Annotated in this window: 14 protein-coding genes; 7 read left to right on the top strand and 7 right to left on the bottom strand. The window is 63.0% G+C overall.

The genetic code is table 11. The features are described 5' to 3' along the window. Positions 1 to 125: 125 nt before the first annotated feature. The 3 genes from tssJ to icmH all read left to right on the top strand — a co-directional run bounded on the left by tssJ (position 126) and on the right by icmH (position 2996). Positions 126 to 752 (top strand): type VI secretion system lipoprotein TssJ, encoded by a 627-nt coding sequence (gene tssJ, locus J2W46_RS27050; RefSeq protein ID WP_020070377.1) that lies wholly within the window; start codon positions 126 to 128, stop codon positions 750 to 752. A 121-nt stretch (positions 753 to 873) separates the two neighbouring features. Then, positions 874 to 2220: a type VI secretion system baseplate subunit TssK gene (tssK, locus tag J2W46_RS27045; RefSeq protein WP_020070376.1), complete on the top strand. Its 1347-nt coding sequence runs from the start codon at positions 874 to 876 to the stop codon at positions 2218 to 2220. Further along, positions 2217 to 2996 carry a type IVB secretion system protein IcmH/DotU gene (gene icmH / locus J2W46_RS27040; protein WP_020070375.1) on the top strand — a complete coding sequence of 260 codons (780 nt, stop codon included), beginning with the start codon at positions 2217 to 2219 and terminating at the stop codon, positions 2994 to 2996. Before tssK ends, icmH begins: the two co-directional genes overlap by 4 nt. Positions 2997 to 3071: 75 nt before the next feature. Here icmH and zwf read toward each other — a convergent pair whose 3' ends face one another. The 5 genes from zwf to J2W46_RS27015 form a co-directional block, all read right to left on the bottom strand. Further along, positions 3072 to 4553, bottom strand: a complete 1482-nt coding sequence (gene zwf / locus J2W46_RS27035; RefSeq protein ID WP_020070374.1) for a glucose-6-phosphate dehydrogenase — start codon at positions 4551 to 4553, stop codon at positions 3072 to 3074. Between the two features lie 388 nt (positions 4554 to 4941). Further along, positions 4942 to 5877 (bottom strand): bifunctional Delta(1)-pyrroline-2-carboxylate/Delta(1)-piperideine-2-carboxylate reductase, encoded by a 936-nt coding sequence (lhpI, locus tag J2W46_RS27030; RefSeq protein ID WP_310357810.1) that lies wholly within the window; start codon positions 5875 to 5877, stop codon positions 4942 to 4944. A 192-nt stretch (positions 5878 to 6069) separates the two neighbouring features. Then, entirely contained in the window at positions 6070 to 6333 is a 264-nt protein-coding gene (locus J2W46_RS27025; RefSeq protein WP_087754470.1) for a hypothetical protein, read from the bottom strand. A gap of 153 nt (positions 6334 to 6486) precedes the next feature. Then, positions 6487 to 7119, bottom strand: a complete 633-nt coding sequence (locus J2W46_RS27020; RefSeq protein ID WP_310357807.1) for a C39 family peptidase — start codon at positions 7117 to 7119, stop codon at positions 6487 to 6489. A 48-nt stretch (positions 7120 to 7167) separates the two neighbouring features. Beyond that, complete coding sequence (locus J2W46_RS27015; RefSeq protein WP_310357805.1) at positions 7168 to 8508, bottom strand: NAD(P)/FAD-dependent oxidoreductase; 1341 nt, start codon at positions 8506 to 8508, stop codon at positions 7168 to 7170. A 260-nt stretch (positions 8509 to 8768) separates the two neighbouring features. On the opposite strand from J2W46_RS27015, the gene J2W46_RS27010 reads away from it, so the two are divergent. The 3 genes from J2W46_RS27010 (at position 8769) to J2W46_RS27000 (ending at position 11503) form a co-directional block, all read left to right on the top strand. Continuing rightward, a complete protein-coding gene (locus J2W46_RS27010; RefSeq protein ID WP_020070369.1) occupies positions 8769 to 9023 on the top strand; it encodes a helix-turn-helix domain-containing protein in 255 nt (84 codons plus the stop codon). Positions 9024 to 9025: 2 nt separating this feature from the next. Then, positions 9026 to 10366, top strand: coding sequence for a type II toxin-antitoxin system HipA family toxin (locus J2W46_RS27005; RefSeq protein WP_310357801.1), 1341 nt, complete (start codon positions 9026 to 9028; stop codon positions 10364 to 10366). A 282-nt stretch (positions 10367 to 10648) separates the two neighbouring features. After that, on the top strand, positions 10649 to 11503 hold the full coding sequence (locus J2W46_RS27000) for a helix-turn-helix domain-containing protein (RefSeq protein ID WP_020070367.1): 855 nt from the start codon (positions 10649 to 10651) through the stop codon (positions 11501 to 11503). Between the two features lie 27 nt (positions 11504 to 11530). Here J2W46_RS27000 and J2W46_RS26995 read toward each other — a convergent pair whose 3' ends face one another. Next, positions 11531 to 13381: an ATP-binding response regulator gene (locus J2W46_RS26995; protein WP_310357796.1), complete on the bottom strand. Its 1851-nt coding sequence runs from the start codon at positions 13379 to 13381 to the stop codon at positions 11531 to 11533. Further along, the gene (locus tag J2W46_RS26990) at positions 13351 to 13893 is read right to left on the bottom strand and encodes a molybdopterin-dependent oxidoreductase (protein WP_310357945.1); all 543 of its coding nucleotides are present in this window, start codon (positions 13891 to 13893) and stop codon (positions 13351 to 13353) included. Before J2W46_RS26990 ends, J2W46_RS26995 begins: the two co-directional genes overlap by 31 nt. 220 nt (positions 13894 to 14113) lie before the next feature. Here J2W46_RS26990 and J2W46_RS26985 point away from each other — a divergent pair, with 220 nt between their 5' ends. Beyond that, entirely contained in the window at positions 14114 to 15067 is a 954-nt protein-coding gene (locus tag J2W46_RS26985; RefSeq protein ID WP_310357795.1) for a phosphoribosyltransferase, read from the top strand. The last annotated feature ends 6 nt before the right edge of the window (positions 15068 to 15073 follow it).

The following is a 15073-nucleotide window of genomic DNA, read 5'->3' as shown; positions in this document are numbered from 1 at the left end:
CATTACATGCAAGCAGCATCGCGAGGCAGTAAACGGCAGAAAGCGGCATTAGTTGGTGCAGTTCTGCAGAAATCATTTTGTTATCGATGTTTAGACGGGGGACGGCGGCCAGCCGGTCGATGTATATGAATTCGCGTCTTGTTCGCCATGCATCGCTATTGATTGCAAACGCCGCCTTGTGCGCCGCGCTAGGCGGTTGTGCCGCAGGCGTTACCGTGCTGGGAGCCGCTGCCAACGCGGCTTTGCAGGCGAGCGGCCTCGGCAAGCCTGATTTGCCGGACGCGCAAAAACCGCCGCGCAATGTCGGCCTCACGTTATATGCGGCGCCCAATCTGAATGCCGCAAATGACAAGCGGCCATTTGCGCTGGTGGTGCGGCTTTACACATTGAAAGATCCCACTTCATTCCAGCAGGCGCCATTCGACGCATTTACCGATCCAGCGAAGGAAAAGACCATACTCGGCGGCGATCTGCTGGGCGTGCGTGAAGTGACGCTGATCCCAGGCCAACGTTACGTTGTTACCGAAAAGGTATCGCGTGAAGCGCAAGCCTTCGGTATCGTCGCTCTATTCCGCGATCCGGCCATGCAGCGTTGGAAATTCGCCTTCGACCCGGCGAAGTCGGAGAAATCCGGCATAATGATCGGCCTGCATAACTGCGCAATGACGGTGACCAACGGCACGGTGATCCCGCCAGAACAGGGATTGCCCGCGCAGCCGCTGAATATGCTTTCCGCTGTTAGCTGTGGTTAAAACCTGCCGCGAAAGATGCGGAAGCAGTGAGATTTAACATTTTCAAGAGAATTAACAATGCGGCGCCCGAATAGGCTTATTGCGGCCGCGCCGCACGCTGAACCCATATAACAGGTTTGAGATGAGTTATTCCGCAAAAGTGCTCTGGGGGGAAGGCCTGTTTCTGAGGCCGCAGCATTTTCAGCGTCAGGACGCCTATCACGAGGCGCGCCTGTTCGAGTCCATTCAGGCTATCCAGCCGTACAACTGGGGCGTACGTTCCGCGCGCTTCGACCGTGACGCACTTGGCAGCAACGTGCTGCGTGTCAGCGAGCTTTCGCTGGTGTTCCCCGACGGCGCACTGTATTCGGCGCCGCAAGCGGACGACCTGCCGCCGCCCATCGCGTTGGACACGCTGCCCGACGGTATCAACGAATTTACGTTTTATCTTGCGCTGCATCCGTTGCGCGAGACGGGCGCTAATTATTCGCACGACAACAACGCGGGCTTCGTTGCGCGCTACGTCAGTGAGCAGACTCCCGTCGCCGATCATTTCACCGACGCGGCCGAAGCCGACATCACCTTCCTCAAAACGAGTGTCAAGCTGATTGCGCACAGCGAGCCGCGCGATCAACTGCTCTCGGTGCCGCTCGTGCGTGTGCGCCGCACAGCCACGTCGGGCTTTGAAATCGACGACAGCTTCGTGCCGCCGTGCCTCGCAATCGACGCTTCGCCGGTTCTGCATCAACGGCTGCGTCAACTGATCGACGCGTTGCAGGCCAAGGTCAACGCGCTATACGGTTTTCACCGCGAACCGACCAAGAACATTATCGAGTTCCGTTCCGGCGACATTGCTTCGTTCTGGCTGCTGCACACGGCGAGCGCGGCGTTCGCGTCGCTCGCTCATCTGTATCAGCATTCGGCGCTGCATCCGGAGCGGCTGTTTCAGGAGTTGCTGCGCCTCGCCGGCCAGTTGATGACGTTTTCGAAGGGCTACGCGCTGTCCGATCTGCCGGCTTATCGCCACGACGATCCGGGCCCCGGCTTTGCCCGGCTCGATATGATCCTGCGCGATCTGCTGGAAACCGTGATCTCCACACGCTACTTCGCGATCGCGCTCGAAGAAGTGCGTCCGTCGTTCCATGCAGGGCGGCTGGACTCGGGCAAGATCGACGACAAGACGCTCTTCTATATTGCGGTATCCGCCGACATGCCCACCGCCGAACTGGTCGAAGCGGTACCGGCACGCTTCAAGGTCGGCGCGCCAGACGACGTCGACAAGCTCGTGCTCTCGGCCATGCCGGGCGTGCGGCTCGTCTACACGCCGCAGGTGCCCCCTGCCATTCCCGTGCGGCCGGGCGCGTGTTATTTCTCCTTCGAGCCGCGCGGCGCGCTGTACGAGCGCATGTTGCAGGCGCAATCCGCAATGATCTATGCGCCCTCGGGCATCAACGATCTTCAACTTGAACTGATCGCGGTTACATCATGAGCTACGCGCCTTCACTTTTCGGCGGCAGCACGCCTGCCGCGACGCCCGCCCCGGCGACCGAGCCGAGCTATCAGGTCCGTTCGCTACTCGACCTGCTGTACGACGGCTTCTTCATGCTGTTCCTGTTGAAGAACGGCCGCGAGCCTGGCGAAGCACACGAATTCAGCCAGCGCATTCAGCAGTTTCTCGGCGACTTCGAGCGCGGCGCGAAAAAGCTCAATGCCTCCGCCGAAGATGTCTACGCGTCGAAGTTTGCGTTCTGTGCGGCGATAGACGAGTCGGTGTTGTCGTCCACGTTCAAGATTCGCACGGAATGGGAGCGGCGGCCGCTGCAACTGGTGCTGTTCGGCGAGCAGCTCGCGGGCGAAAAATTCTTCCAGTATCTCGAGGAATGCCGCGCGCAAGGCGCGGCTCGTTTGCAATCGCTCGAGGTCTTCCACATGTGCCTGCTGCTCGGCTTTCAAGGCAAGTACTTGCTGGAAGGGCCGGAGAAGCTTGCGTATCTGACCGCGCGTATCGGCGACGAAATCGCGCACATGAAGGGTAAGCGTGCACCGTTCGCACCGCATTGGCCGTTGCCCGATCAGGTCGCGCACCGTCTGAAGCGCGAAGTGCCGTTGTGGTCGATCGGCGCGGTGTTCGCGCTGGTCGGACTGCTCGCCTACCTCGGCCTGAATACGTATTTGCGCGATCAGACATTGCGCACATTGGCGCCCTATTCGCAGGTGGTCAAGCTGGGGCCGCAATCTGCCACGCTGACGATCTCGTTACCCTGAAGTCAGTTCGCCACAAGTAAAACGGCCCGCATTGATTCAGCGGGCCGTTTTTCATGGTGCGACAGAAAAGACCGCTTACTGCGACTCCTCCGCCCACACCGCATTTTCGCGCGCCATCAGTGCCGTCGACGCAGCCGGCCCGAACGTACCCGCAGTGTAGTTACGCGGCCGCTCGCCCGACTTGGCCCAGCCTTCGAGAATTGGTTCGGCCCACGCCCACGCAGCTTCCAGTTCGTCGCGGCGCATGAAGTGCGTGAGGCGTCCGCGAATCACGTCGATCAGCAGACGCTCGTAGGCTTCCGCGCGACGCTCGGTGAACGCCTGCTGCAAGTCGAGGTTCAAATTTACGGGCAGCATGTGCATGCCGCTGCCCGGTTCCTTCGCGAGCATTTGCAACTGGATCGACTCTTCGGGCTGCAACTGGATCACGAGACGGTTGCCGTAGTTGCGTCCGCCGCTCGGAATGATCGAGAACGGCAGTTCGGAGAATTCAATGACGATCTCCGATACCTTTTTCTGCATGCGTTTGCCGGTACGCAGGAAGAACGGTACGTTGGCCCAGCGCCAGTTGTTGATATGCGCGCGCAAAGCGACGAACGTCTCCGCGCGGCTTCCGGCCGGCACGTTGTCTTCCTGCAGATAGCCCTTGACCGCCTCGCCGTCTACCGCACCCGCCGTGTACTGGCCGCGCACGGTATCGCGGGCGATGTCCTCGGGCGTCATGGGCCGCAACGAGCGCAGCACCTTCAGCTTTTCGTCGCGGACCGCGTCCGGGTCGAGCGACACGGGCGGCTCCATTGCGACGATGCACAACAGTTGCAGCAGGTGGTTCTGCACCATGTCGCGCAGCGCGCCGGTTTTGTCGTAGAAGCCTGCGCGGCTGCCCACGCCGACCGTCTCGGCCACCGTGATCTGCACGCGTTTGATATACGGCGCCTGCCACAGCGGGCCGAAAATCGGATTACCGAAGCGCAGCACCATCAGGTTCTGCACGGTTTCTTTGCCGAGGTAGTGGTCGATCCGGTAGATCTGCGCTTCGCTGAAATGCTTGCCGACCGCCGTGTTGATCTCCTGCGCGGACGCCAGATCGTGGCCGAGCGGCTTTTCGAGCACGACGCGTGAGTTGCCGTCTACGAGACCTGCGCCCGAGAGGTTCTCGCAAATGTTCATGAACAGATCGGGCGACGTCGCGAGATAGAACACGCGGCGTACGCCTTCGCGCGACGCTTCCTTCAGCCGCTGATAGTCTTCGGGCGAGTCCACGTCCATGCGCACGTATTCGAATAGCGCGAGAAATTTGTCCCACGCGGCGGCATCGAATGCCTTCTTTTCGATGAAGGGCTTGGCCTTCTGCTCCATGAACTCGTTGATGTACTCATCGCGCGACCACGGCTTGCGCCCGATCGTCAGGATGCGCGTTTCCGGCGGCAGGTTGCAGTGCAGATGCGCCATGTAAAGCGCGGGGAGCAGCTTGCGAAACGACAGATCGCCAGTGCCGCCGAAGATGATCATGTCGAGCGGAAGGTCGGGAGTCGCAGAAGCGTGTTGGGTCGTCATAGCGCGGTCGCAGCGTCGTGAGAAAGAAAGCGTTGCCAGGAGCCAACGGGCCGTTTGGGTCGTTCGAGCCGTTTAAGCCGAGGCCTGGGGCAAAGGCAGAAAAAGTGGACAGGCGGCCTCGCGGCGCGCTGACCGGCACAATTTTCTGGCAGACGCCTATGGTGCAACGTTTTGGGATTGTTTGCACGGCAACATGCGCCGCACATTGGCGCAATATGCCAACGGGGCCCGGCAAGCGACTGTTTTGATGGGATTTCTTAGGCGGGATGCGATTAGCGTTGCCGGGCCTGAGTAGGCAGCGGCGGCAGCTGGTCCACCTGGGCTACCAGGCAACGGCCGTTCGCGTCCTCTGTGCAGAATGCGCGGCGCCCACCTCGCCGTGCCTGGCTCAGCCGCCGCCCAAAGCCTGGCGCGCGACCCGGCACGCCGCCAGATCCCAAGCGGCACAGCCGACGCTTTTGAAAACGATCGGCGTTCGAGCCGGCAGCGGCATTGAGTTATCCAGCACGGCCGCGATGCCCCGAACGTCGCTCCAATCCACGCCTGCCTGGATGAAATCGCCGGCTTCGTGTTTTGCTCCGGCTTCGTCGTCGACAAAAAGTGCGCTGTCCGCGATCGTCCGGGCGCCGATTTCGACCATCTCGGGCGTAAAGGCGCCGACGCCGATCACGAGGCGGCTCGCGCGCGGCGCTTCCTGATAGACGGGTTGCCGGCTCGTGGTCAGCGCAATGACCGTGTCGACCGACTCGGGCAGCGCTGCGTCCGGATCCGTAAGCGGCCGGACTTCGAATGCCTTGCCGCGATGCGCGGCGCAAAACGCTTCGGCGCGAGCCGGCGCGCTGCCCTTCACCCACACGCGCGCGTCCGGGTACAGCTCGCCTATCGCTTCCAGATGATTCAGCGCCTGCGTGCCGGTGCCGATCAGCACGAATTCGCGGGGCGTGGCCGCGGCAAACGTCCGGACGCCAAGCATCGACATCGCCGCGGTGCGGCGGCCCGTGACCGTGGGGCCGTCGAGAATGAACAGCGTCTCGCCCGTGTCGGCGTCGAATGCCATCACCTGGCCGTGGATCGTGGGCAAGCCGCGCGACCCGTTCCCGGGACACACGTTGACGAGCTTGTGGATTGCAAGATCCGGCGAGGTTGCCGGCATCGACAGCAAAATGCCGCCTTGATTCAGCGGCACGACAAGCCGCTCGGGACTCGCTATGCGCTGCTGCGCGTACTCGATGCTCGCGCTCTTCAATGCGTCGACAAGTGCGGCATACGGTGTGAGCCGCGCGGTCGCGGCGGCGCCGAAAATCTGCGTGGTCGGACGGGTCATGAGCGGATGTCTGGTCGCAGTGGAGACAGGCGATTCTACGACGCCGCGCCGCCTTCAGAGCACGCAATGAGTTCTCTCACGAAGACTATGGCCATGACGGCGATCACGATGGTAGCCGTGACCGCGCTGCAACTCCGCCCGCGGCCTTCCCTTCGCGCGTGTCCCGCTCGCTCACTGCGGACTCACTCCGACTTACTGCGCAGCGCCCGAATTTCCGCTGCTATCGCCGGACTTTTTGCCGCCTTTGAACATCGCGCGGCACGGCGGGCTCAGTTCGTCGATGTGCTGCTTCATGCAGGCCGTAATTTTCGCTTTGTTAGGAATGTCCGCGGCGCAAAAGTGCATCGCGTCGCCGCGACAAGCCTTGGCCTGTTCGTCCTGTGTCGCGGCATTTGCGGCGGTAACGGCGCTGATGGCGAAAAGGCTCGCGGCGAGCAAGGCGTGGATTCTGGTCATATCGGGTCCTGTATCGCAATGTCGATACAACGCGTGACAGCAGAAAACGGGCCCGATCAACTGTGGGCTGTGCGGTTGCGCCGATTCTGCTCGCTGCGCGTGCCGTCCTGCCTTGCCGCGCTCGCTGTACAGCCTTTGCCTCAAGCCTTCGCCTTAGCCCTCGCTCACACTAAGCACCATGCCGCGGCCGGCGTAAAAGCGCGTCATTGTCGCGAACGGCAGATAGACGTCGGCCTGTTGCGGCCTGATCCCCGAAGGATTGTGGAACCACACGCCGTTCGCGTCGCGTCCGTGCAGCAGAATCAGATGCCCGCCCCGGCGCTCGTTGGGCCGTTCCGGATAGCGAATCTCAGGGCTGACGGAGACAACGGCGAGCGTCCGCGAATTCAGACGCGAGGCGATTTCTTCGAGCGTCGCCTCTGACAGTACGTCGACGCGCACCCCGAACGCCTGCTGCACCCACGCCGCGAACGGGTGATAGATAAGACCGTCGACGCCGCCGTCGTCCCTGATTCGATACACCCCGCGCGCGAGCGCTTCGTCCAGCAGCGCGGCGCGCGGCGCATGTTCGATACGCCAGTAGTCGAGTGCGGATTCGAGGCACGTCAGACCGCACAGGCGTTTGGCCCAGAAGCGGTAGCGCTCCGGGTCCGAGAAGCCGCTCTTCTGCCAGCCAGGGTCGTCGCAAGGATCGCCGTTCTGCTCGACGATATGGCGAACCCATTCGGGGCTGCCCCATTGCGTGTGATACGGCACGCCGGCGTGGCGCAGAGTCGGTTCGTTCATGCTGACGCGATCAATGAAAAGTGAGGGACGCGAAGACGGCAGACCCGCTTACAACATGCTGCGGGGCCGCTGCATGGTGCCGTCGAAAAAACGCTGCAGGCGAAACGCCGACAGATCCAGCGACGCCTGCCCGCCGTCGTTCATTTCCGCAAGCAGCTTGCCGACGATAGGTCCCATCGCGAATCCATGGCCGCAAAAGCCGGTGGCAATCGTAAGACCGCTGACCTGCGGCGGGGCGTCGATCACCGGAATTCCGTCGGGCAGCACGTCGATCAGACCCGCCCACGACTCGACCACCTGCGCGTCCTTCAGAGCGGGAAACAGCGCGCGCAGTTTGGCAAGCGCGCGAGGCGCGTGGCTCACGTTAGGCTGCGGATGCGGATCGCGCGGATGCAGCACGCGCTGGCTCTGCGGCACGCTGCCTGGCAGCCGGTCGCGCAAGTCCCGCAAGCAGGCGCCGTTCAGATGAAAGCTGAACTTCTCGCGCTGACTCCACAGTTCGGGCAGAAACCATTTCAGCGCGCGGAAATGGCCGAGCGTCATGTCGACGTCGACCTGCATGTCGTCGGCGAGATTGATCGCGCCGTTCGCGCGTTGCCGCACGCCCAGACCAGGTCCCCAGAACGTGGACACGGTGACGGGCGGCAACGGATTCGTGCGCATGCAAGTGCCGCGCACCGCCTGCTGCGGCAATTCCAGGCCCAGTGTTTTCAGAAGACGCCAGCTGCTCGCGCCGGCCGCGCAAATGAAACGCGACGTGCGGATGGTTCCGCGCTCTGTGACGACGCCGGCAATCGCGCCGCCAGCGCGCTCCACGCCGAGCACGCCGCAGCCTTCAAAAAATAGCGCGCCCGCTTCCCGCGCCCGCGCCGCGAATGCGGCTGCGGCGCGGCGCGGCTCGGCCTGACCGTCGCTCGGCGTATAGAGACCGCCGAGCGCCGGGCCTTGCATGCCGGTCACCACCGAATCGATCTGCTTCCGATCGAGCGTACGCGTGTCGAGCCCGTGTTCCCGCGCGACGTCCATCCATTGCTGGAAGGAGGTCCAGTCCTCCTCGCTGCTGGCGACATAAAGGCAGCCGCCCTGACGCCATTCGAGGTCAAAGTTCAACTCGCGCTCGAGCGTTTCCCACAACGGTATGCTCGCCATCATCAGCGGGACTTCGGCGGATTCGCGACCCTGCTGGCGCACGAAACCCCAGGCTCGGGACGACTGCTGGCCGGCGATGCGCGACTTGTCGAGTACGGCCACGGACAACCCGCGCCGCGCAAGATAGTAGGCCGCTGCGCAACCCATGATGCCGGCACCGGCAATGACGACGTCGGCGTGCTTGGGAAACGGTTGGTCGGCGACGCTGAAGCCGGCGTGCAGCGGATAAGTCGTGGTCATCGGGCGAGTGGTTTTAAGTGCGAGCGTAATCTTCGCAGGCGAGCCGATTGTCCGCAATGGCGACGGCGCCCGGAGCCCTGCGGGACCCGCTCGTCAATCGCGTGATCCGCGCAGTTCAGTGAGGATGCGGTTTATCTGCGAGACGAATAATTTGCAAATATCCGTCTCACAGATATTTTGCGTTTATTCGCCACACGAATATTTGCCAGATATTCGCATGGCGAATAAAATGCATTTATTCGTTCGACGGATATTTTGCCATGCTCCATCTCATCGCCACACCAGACCAGATTGCCCAACTGCTGGCTGCAAGCCGCCGGCAAGCGGGTCTTACGCAGGCCGAAGCCGCCGCACGAGTGGGCGTGAGTCAAAGCCGCATTTCGGCGTGGGAGACCGACGCGGCCGCGCTGACCGTCGCCCAGCTGCTATCGCTGTGCGGTGCTTATGGGCTGCAGCTACAACTGCGCGACAAGAACCAGCCGGCCTCCGCGCCGACGCTTTCCACCGAATGGTAAGCATGGCCCGCCCTACTCATTCACGCGCGCTTTCCGTCTGGGCGAACGGCGAACGCGTCGGCGTCTGGCGCCTTCCGGCCCGCGGTCCGATGGAATTTTCTTACGACGCCACCTGGATCGGCTCGCCGGCCGGCCGGCCACTGTCGCTCTCGCTGCCTTTCATGCCCGGCAACATCGCGCACAAAGGGCCGCGGGTGCTCAACTACTTCGACAACCTGCTGCCGGACAGCGACATCATCAGAAAGCGTATCGCTCAGCGCTACCGGACCGAAACGCTGGACGCGTTCGATCTGCTGCAAGCTATCGGCCGCGACTGCGTGGGCGCCGTCCAGTTGCTGCCCGAAGACGATGCGCCGGTGGGCGTAGACCGCATCGAGGGCACGCCGCTGACCGATGCCGAGATCGAGACCATGCTGACGCGCACCGTCAGCGCACCCGCGCTCGGCGCGACAGACGAAATCGACGATTTCCGCATTTCGCTTGCCGGCGCACAGGAGAAAACCGCGCTGCTGTGGCACGACGAACAATGGAAACGGCCGCACGGCGCCACGCCCACCACCCATATCTTCAAGCTGCCGCTCGGACTCGTCGGCAACAAGCTGGCGGATCTGAGCACGTCGGTCGAAAACGAATGGTTGTGCCTGCGCATACTGCGCGCTTACGGCTTGCCGGTAGCAAATACGGAAATCGTGACGTTCGGCAAACAACGTGTGCTGAGCGTCGAGCGTTTCGACCGGCAACTGCATTCGAGCGGGCAATGGCTGCTGCGCCTGCCTCAGGAGGACTTTTGCCAGGTCTACGGCGTGCCTTCGCACCTCAAGTACGAGAACGAAGGCGGTCCGGGCGTGCTGGATCTGGCGCGCGTGCTGCAGCAGTCGGTCACGGCCGCGCAAGACATCGAGACGCTGCTCGCGAGCCAGATTCTCTTCTGGATGCTCGCCGCGCCGGACGGCCACGCGAAAAACTTCAGTATTCGCCTGCTGGCAGGCGGCCAATACCGGCTGACGCCGCTCTACGACGTCATGTCGATCTGGCCGGTGGAGGGCAACGGACCTAACCAATGGTCGTGGTTCAAGGCACGCCTCGCAATGGGCATGTGGTCGCGCAGCAAGCACGACGCTTTTCGCGACGTGCAGCGGCGCCACTTCAACACGATGGCGCTCAAGTGCTCGTATGGCGCGAGCGCGGAACCGCTGATCGAGCGCCTGATCGGGCAGACGCCGAACGTGATAGAACGGGTTTGTGCAGAATTGCCCGAACAATTTCCGGGCAAGGTCGCCGAGCGGATCTTCAAGGGCCTGCGGAATTCCGCTACGAAACTTGCGAAGATGCCGGCGGCTTGACGTCGCCCCCGGGCGCTCGGTGGATACGGCCCGGTTTCGCCGGTAAAATGCATTTTATGCGCTGCGCATAGCGGGTGCGCGAGTATGACCGTTAAATCTGTCGAATTTCCGGCTTTCCCTGACAGAAACAGCGGCACCTTTACAAAAACCCTGACCGCGGTGTTTTTACGGTACATTTGCTGTCCCCCGCGTACTGCTTTGCCTTGTGTCCATGATGCACGGCCGCGCTACGCCTGCCGTATCGCCCCCACAGCCCTTTAAGACGGCGGATTTTCACGCAGTATGACCAACGAAACACACTCACCAGACTCCATCGCAGTCGCCGAGCGCGTGCGCGAGTTGATGAGCCGGCATGGAATCGGCAAGCGACAGCAAACCACAGAACTTTGCCGCATCCTCGATCTGAGTTTTTCGCAGGGGCACCGCAAGCTGCGCGGCAATAGCCCGTGGACCCTGTCGCAAATCAAGAAGGTCGCCGAGGTGTACGGCGAGCCCGCCGCGCAACTGTTCGGCGCCCAATCGCTCGACCCGGGCATGGTCGGCGCGATCGCGCAGGAGGCCGTGTTCTGCATCGGCGCAATCGAGTTGCCCTGCACCGCCTGGGTCGGCGCCGCGCTCGAACCGGGCAGCCGGCCGGAATTCGTCGCGTACTCCAAGCTCGGCCAGTGGCGCGTCGCGCGTCACGACGGCACGCTCTACCAGAGCGCGTATGAAGTCCACAAGATCGAGATTTATCCGCGTCGCGCGGAAACGGACAAGCCGACCATCGCCGTTGTCGACGACGATCAGGCGAGCGCCGACAATCTGCGAGATTATCTCGAGCGCAGCGGTTTCACCGCAGTGGCGATTTACGGCCTTTCGGCTTTTGCCGAACAGTTGCAAACGCAGGTGTTCGACGGCATCGTGATCGACTGGCTGTTCGGCTCGCAGACATCGGCGGCCGCGATTCGCGCGGTACGCGCGTCGGAAAATCCCGACGCGCCGATCTTCGTGCTGACCGGCGAGTTGCTGACCGGCAAGGCGAGCGAATCGGAGATCAGCCAGGTGATCCGCAACTACGACGTCGCCTGCTACGAAAAGCCGGCGCGCATGGCGATTCTGGTGGCCGATCTGTCGAAGCGGCTGAACCGGCCTTGAGCGCGTCGTGAAACGCGCAGCGCTGTCCTAGACGGTATGCCGGGAAGCCAGCGCGCGCTGCAACGCGTTGCGCAGATCACCGTAATGTATCGGCTTTAATAACGCCTCGAAGAACGGCAGCGCGCCGTTCTCTTTCTCACCGCCGTGCTTCGCGCCGGCCTCCGGCGCATAAGCGCTGACCACGATCACCGGCACTTCCGACGACGGCCCGCCGCGCGCGATCAGATCCGCGAGAAACGCGTAGCCGTCGCGTTCGGGCATGTGCAGATCGAGTAGCACGACATCGCAACGATGCGCATCGAGCCACGCGAGAGCATCGTCGGCATTGGCGACCGCGTGCGCGTCGAACTCCATATGCGCGACCATTTCACCGAGCGACTCGCGCATCAGCCGGTTATCGTCGACGATCAGCACGCTGGGCCGCGCGCCGCCAGGCTCGGCCCGCGCGGTGACGCCGGGCGCCTGAGCAGACGCGACCGGCGTAACAGGAATGGTCACGGTGAACGTGGTGCCCTCGCCCACCATGCTCGACACTTCAACGCTGCCGCCGAACAGCCTCACGAGACCTTGAACGATCGCGAGTCCCATGCCCGCGCCTTCGAAGCGGCGCGTACGCGAACTGTCCAGCTGCGTGAATTCTTCGAAGATCAGTGGAATCTGTGCCTGCGGCACGCCCGGCCCCGTGTCGCTGACAATGAAGCTCAGCAGCGCCGGCCGCTGCATCAGCTTCACGCGCACCGTGCCGGTTTCCGTATAACGGATGGCGTTGGTAACGAGGTTATTGACGATCTGGCGAATCCGGTGCGGGTCCGAATCGACGAGCCCGCTCACGCCGCTCGCCTCGCTCTCGAGCGTGAGGCCGCGCGCGGCGGCGGACATGGCATGTTCGTCGACAATCGACGCCAGCAGCTCGCGCGGCTCGAAATGCTCGTGACGCAGCTCGAGCTTGCCCGCGCCGAGGCGCGCGTAATCGGTCAGGTCCTTCATCTGCGCTTCGAGATGCCGCGCTGCGGTTTCGAGCCGCTGAATCACCTTGCGATCGGCTTCCGAGTGATAGTTGAAACCAAGCAATTCGATCGACGACACAATCGCGTGCAACGGCGTGCGCAACTCGTGACTGATCATGCCGAGAAACGCGTCTTTCGCGAGGCTCGCCTCGCGCGCCGCACGGCTCGCCTGGTGCTCGGCTTCGAGCGCCGCGTGCTGCTGATGCATGAGGCGCGTGCGGCGCCGGCCGTTCACCACGAGCAGCAGCGTCGCCGCAGCCGACAGCAGCAGCAGGATCATGCCGCCCGCAAAAAGCAGCCGGCGCTTGTCGATGTAATCGCGGTTCATCGCCTCGCGGTCGGCGACATCGGCGAAACGGCGGCTCAGCGCGAGATCGTTCACTTCGTTCCAGTGCTGGCGCAATTGCGCGACGATCCGGTTGACTCCGCTGCGATCGTTGGGCAGTGACGCGACCTGAGGCGCCAGGCCGGTCAGCATGCGATCGAGCGCATGGATTTCGTCGAGTTGCCGTTGCACCAGTGCGACTTGCGTCGTGAGCCTCAGCGTGGAACCTTCCATGACGTGCAGTTTCGATTGCAGCAACTGGTAGCGCAACGTGAGCCGCTGATAGTCGTCATCGACGCCCGCCTGGTAGAGCAACAGCTGGTTCTCGAAGCGTGCGTAGGCGATTTGCAGTTGCGCCGCGTCCCAATAGAAGCCGTCGTACGAGCCTGTGAGAGACTCGGTCGTGCCCGGATTGAGCAGGTTCGCGTAGAGCAGATAGCCGATCGCGCCGGCCGGCGCGGCGAGCGCGGTGAGCCAGATCAGCACATATAAAACCCGGCGCCACGGACGGCGCGTTACTTGACTATGAGTGCCTTGATCTGCCATACGAATTTCGAATCGCCCGAGGCGCCCGCGAGTTCATCGGGGAACGCGTCGCGCGGATAGATGAGGAACAGGGGCCCGAAGTCGCTGATCTTCAGGCGCCGGCCGTTCATGCTGTACGCCACAACCACGCCGTAGCGGTCGCAATCCGATACTGGGACCGTGTAGGTGTAGTCGTCGAGCGTGCGGATTTCAACCTGCGTGCCGTACGCACCAACCGTCTTCAGAATATCCGCGAGCAGCGGTCCTGTGAAGGTGGAGCGCGGCGTCCACGTCGTGGCGGTGGTGATCGAGTGGGCCGGCAGCGCAAGCAGCTGCGCCTCGGCGAAGCGATATGAACGGTGCGCCGCGTCGTTCGTCTTGCCGATTTTGCCGGAGACGTCGAGCGAGAGCGCCGCCGCGTCGGTCTGTGCCTGCACGCTCCAGGCGGTCAGCGCCAACATCAACCCCATGGCCCACCGCGCGCGTGCGTGCGCGCCAAACCTGCGTTGCAGTCTTGCAGTTACTTTGGTCATCTGCTCTTTTATTCCGTGGTCTGTTGTTTTTCTTGCGGCGCATCGCCCCGCGTTTGCCGTCACACGCGCCACCCCGACGCGCGATCGCTGAACGGCATGCATAATATCGTCAAAATTCTTTGCAGGAAAAAACGAAGGCCCACCGCCGCGCTATCTGCCGACGCGCGTCGCGCTTCAGGCGGCGGTTTTCCCACACGCGTTGCGCGACCTCACGAGCGTTATGAACAAGCCGGTTTTGCCCCTCACCTATGAGCAACTCGACCACTGGATCGAATCGCTGCAACCCGCGTTGCTCGCCGAAGGTTTTGCGATGGCAATCGGCATTCTGCGAGGCGGCGCTCCACTCGCACTGATGGTTTCGCATTCGGCCGGCGCGCCGGTTGCGTTTCTGCGCTATGACCGCGCGTCGCGCACTGTGGCGTGGGACTCGACGCTGTCCATCCCGCCGGCCGGCTCGAAGGTCCTGTTGTGCGAAGACATTGCGGGCCGCGGCTTTACGCTGGTGGATTGCATTGCGTTCCTCAAACAGCATGGCCTCGATGTGAAGACGCTGACGGGCGCCGTCGACGACCTGAGCCGCACGCAGCCGGACTATGCGATCGACGCCCGCGGCTACTTCGCGCTATTCCCGTGGGAACGCCAGGCCTACACCGAGCGCTATCGCGACGACTGGGCGCGCGTCGAAGCGGGCGATGCGCCGGCAATGGCAGACGATCACCACTACGCGACTTATGCGATCGACCTCGACGGCATTCTGCTGCCCGACGTGCCGCTTGCGCGCTACGACGAAGATCTCGCGGCGGCACTGCTCGAACGCGATGCACTGCTGCCGTTCGAAGTGCTGCCGGGCATCGACCTCAAACGGGTTCGCACGATCATTACGGGCCGGCCTGAAATGGACCGCGCGCGCACGCAGGCGTGGCTGGAGCGGCACGGCTTCGGCCATATGCAACTGGTGATGCGCACGCCCGGCACGCACGACGAGAGCCCGGCCGGTGCGGCCGCTCACAAAGCGGCTGCGGCGCTCGCGGGCGGCGTCACGCATTTCGTGGAAAGCGATCCGGTGCAGGCCTTGCTGATTGCGCAGCAGGCGCCGCTATTGCGCGTGATCTGGTGGGACGCCCACACCCACACCGGTATGCTGGTCGGCGCGCGCGCGTGGGCGTCGGAGTGAGGGTGA

Origin of the sequence: Paraburkholderia strydomiana (assembly GCF_031456815.1) — a bacterium.
Lineage (GTDB): Bacteria > Pseudomonadota > Gammaproteobacteria > Burkholderiales > Burkholderiaceae > Paraburkholderia > Paraburkholderia caledonica.
Note: the sequence above shows the minus strand (reverse complement) of the source record. Positions and strands in the feature narration are given on the sequence as shown.

Bases quoted from the DNA above. Each gene is read 5' to 3' on its own strand.
- tssJ (WP_020070377.1), top strand. From the start codon at position 126: ATGAATTCGCGTCTTGTTCGCCATGCATCGCTATTGATTGCAAACGCC.
- tssK (WP_020070376.1), top strand. From the start codon at position 874: ATGAGTTATTCCGCAAAAGTGCTCTGGGGGGAAGGCCTGTTTCTGAGG.
- icmH (WP_020070375.1), top strand. From the start codon at position 2,217: ATGAGCTACGCGCCTTCACTTTTCGGCGGCAGCACGCCTGCCGCGACG.
- zwf (WP_020070374.1), bottom strand. From the start codon at position 4,553: ATGACGACCCAACACGCTTCTGCGACTCCCGACCTTCCGCTCGACATG.
- lhpI (WP_310357810.1), bottom strand. From the start codon at position 5,877: ATGACCCGTCCGACCACGCAGATTTTCGGCGCCGCCGCGACCGCGCGG.
- J2W46_RS27025 (WP_087754470.1), bottom strand. From the start codon at position 6,333: ATGACCAGAATCCACGCCTTGCTCGCCGCGAGCCTTTTCGCCATCAGC.
- J2W46_RS27020 (WP_310357807.1), bottom strand. From the start codon at position 7,119: ATGAACGAACCGACTCTGCGCCACGCCGGCGTGCCGTATCACACGCAA.
- J2W46_RS27015 (WP_310357805.1), bottom strand. From the start codon at position 8,508: ATGACCACGACTTATCCGCTGCACGCCGGCTTCAGCGTCGCCGACCAA.
- J2W46_RS27010 (WP_020070369.1), top strand. From the start codon at position 8,769: ATGCTCCATCTCATCGCCACACCAGACCAGATTGCCCAACTGCTGGCT.
- J2W46_RS27005 (WP_310357801.1), top strand. From the start codon at position 9,026: ATGGCCCGCCCTACTCATTCACGCGCGCTTTCCGTCTGGGCGAACGGC.
- J2W46_RS27000 (WP_020070367.1), top strand. From the start codon at position 10,649: ATGACCAACGAAACACACTCACCAGACTCCATCGCAGTCGCCGAGCGC.
- J2W46_RS26995 (WP_310357796.1), bottom strand. From the start codon at position 13,381: ATGGCAGATCAAGGCACTCATAGTCAAGTAACGCGCCGTCCGTGGCGC.
- J2W46_RS26990 (WP_310357945.1), bottom strand. From the start codon at position 13,893: ATGACCAAAGTAACTGCAAGACTGCAACGCAGGTTTGGCGCGCACGCA.
- J2W46_RS26985 (WP_310357795.1), top strand. From the start codon at position 14,114: ATGAACAAGCCGGTTTTGCCCCTCACCTATGAGCAACTCGACCACTGG.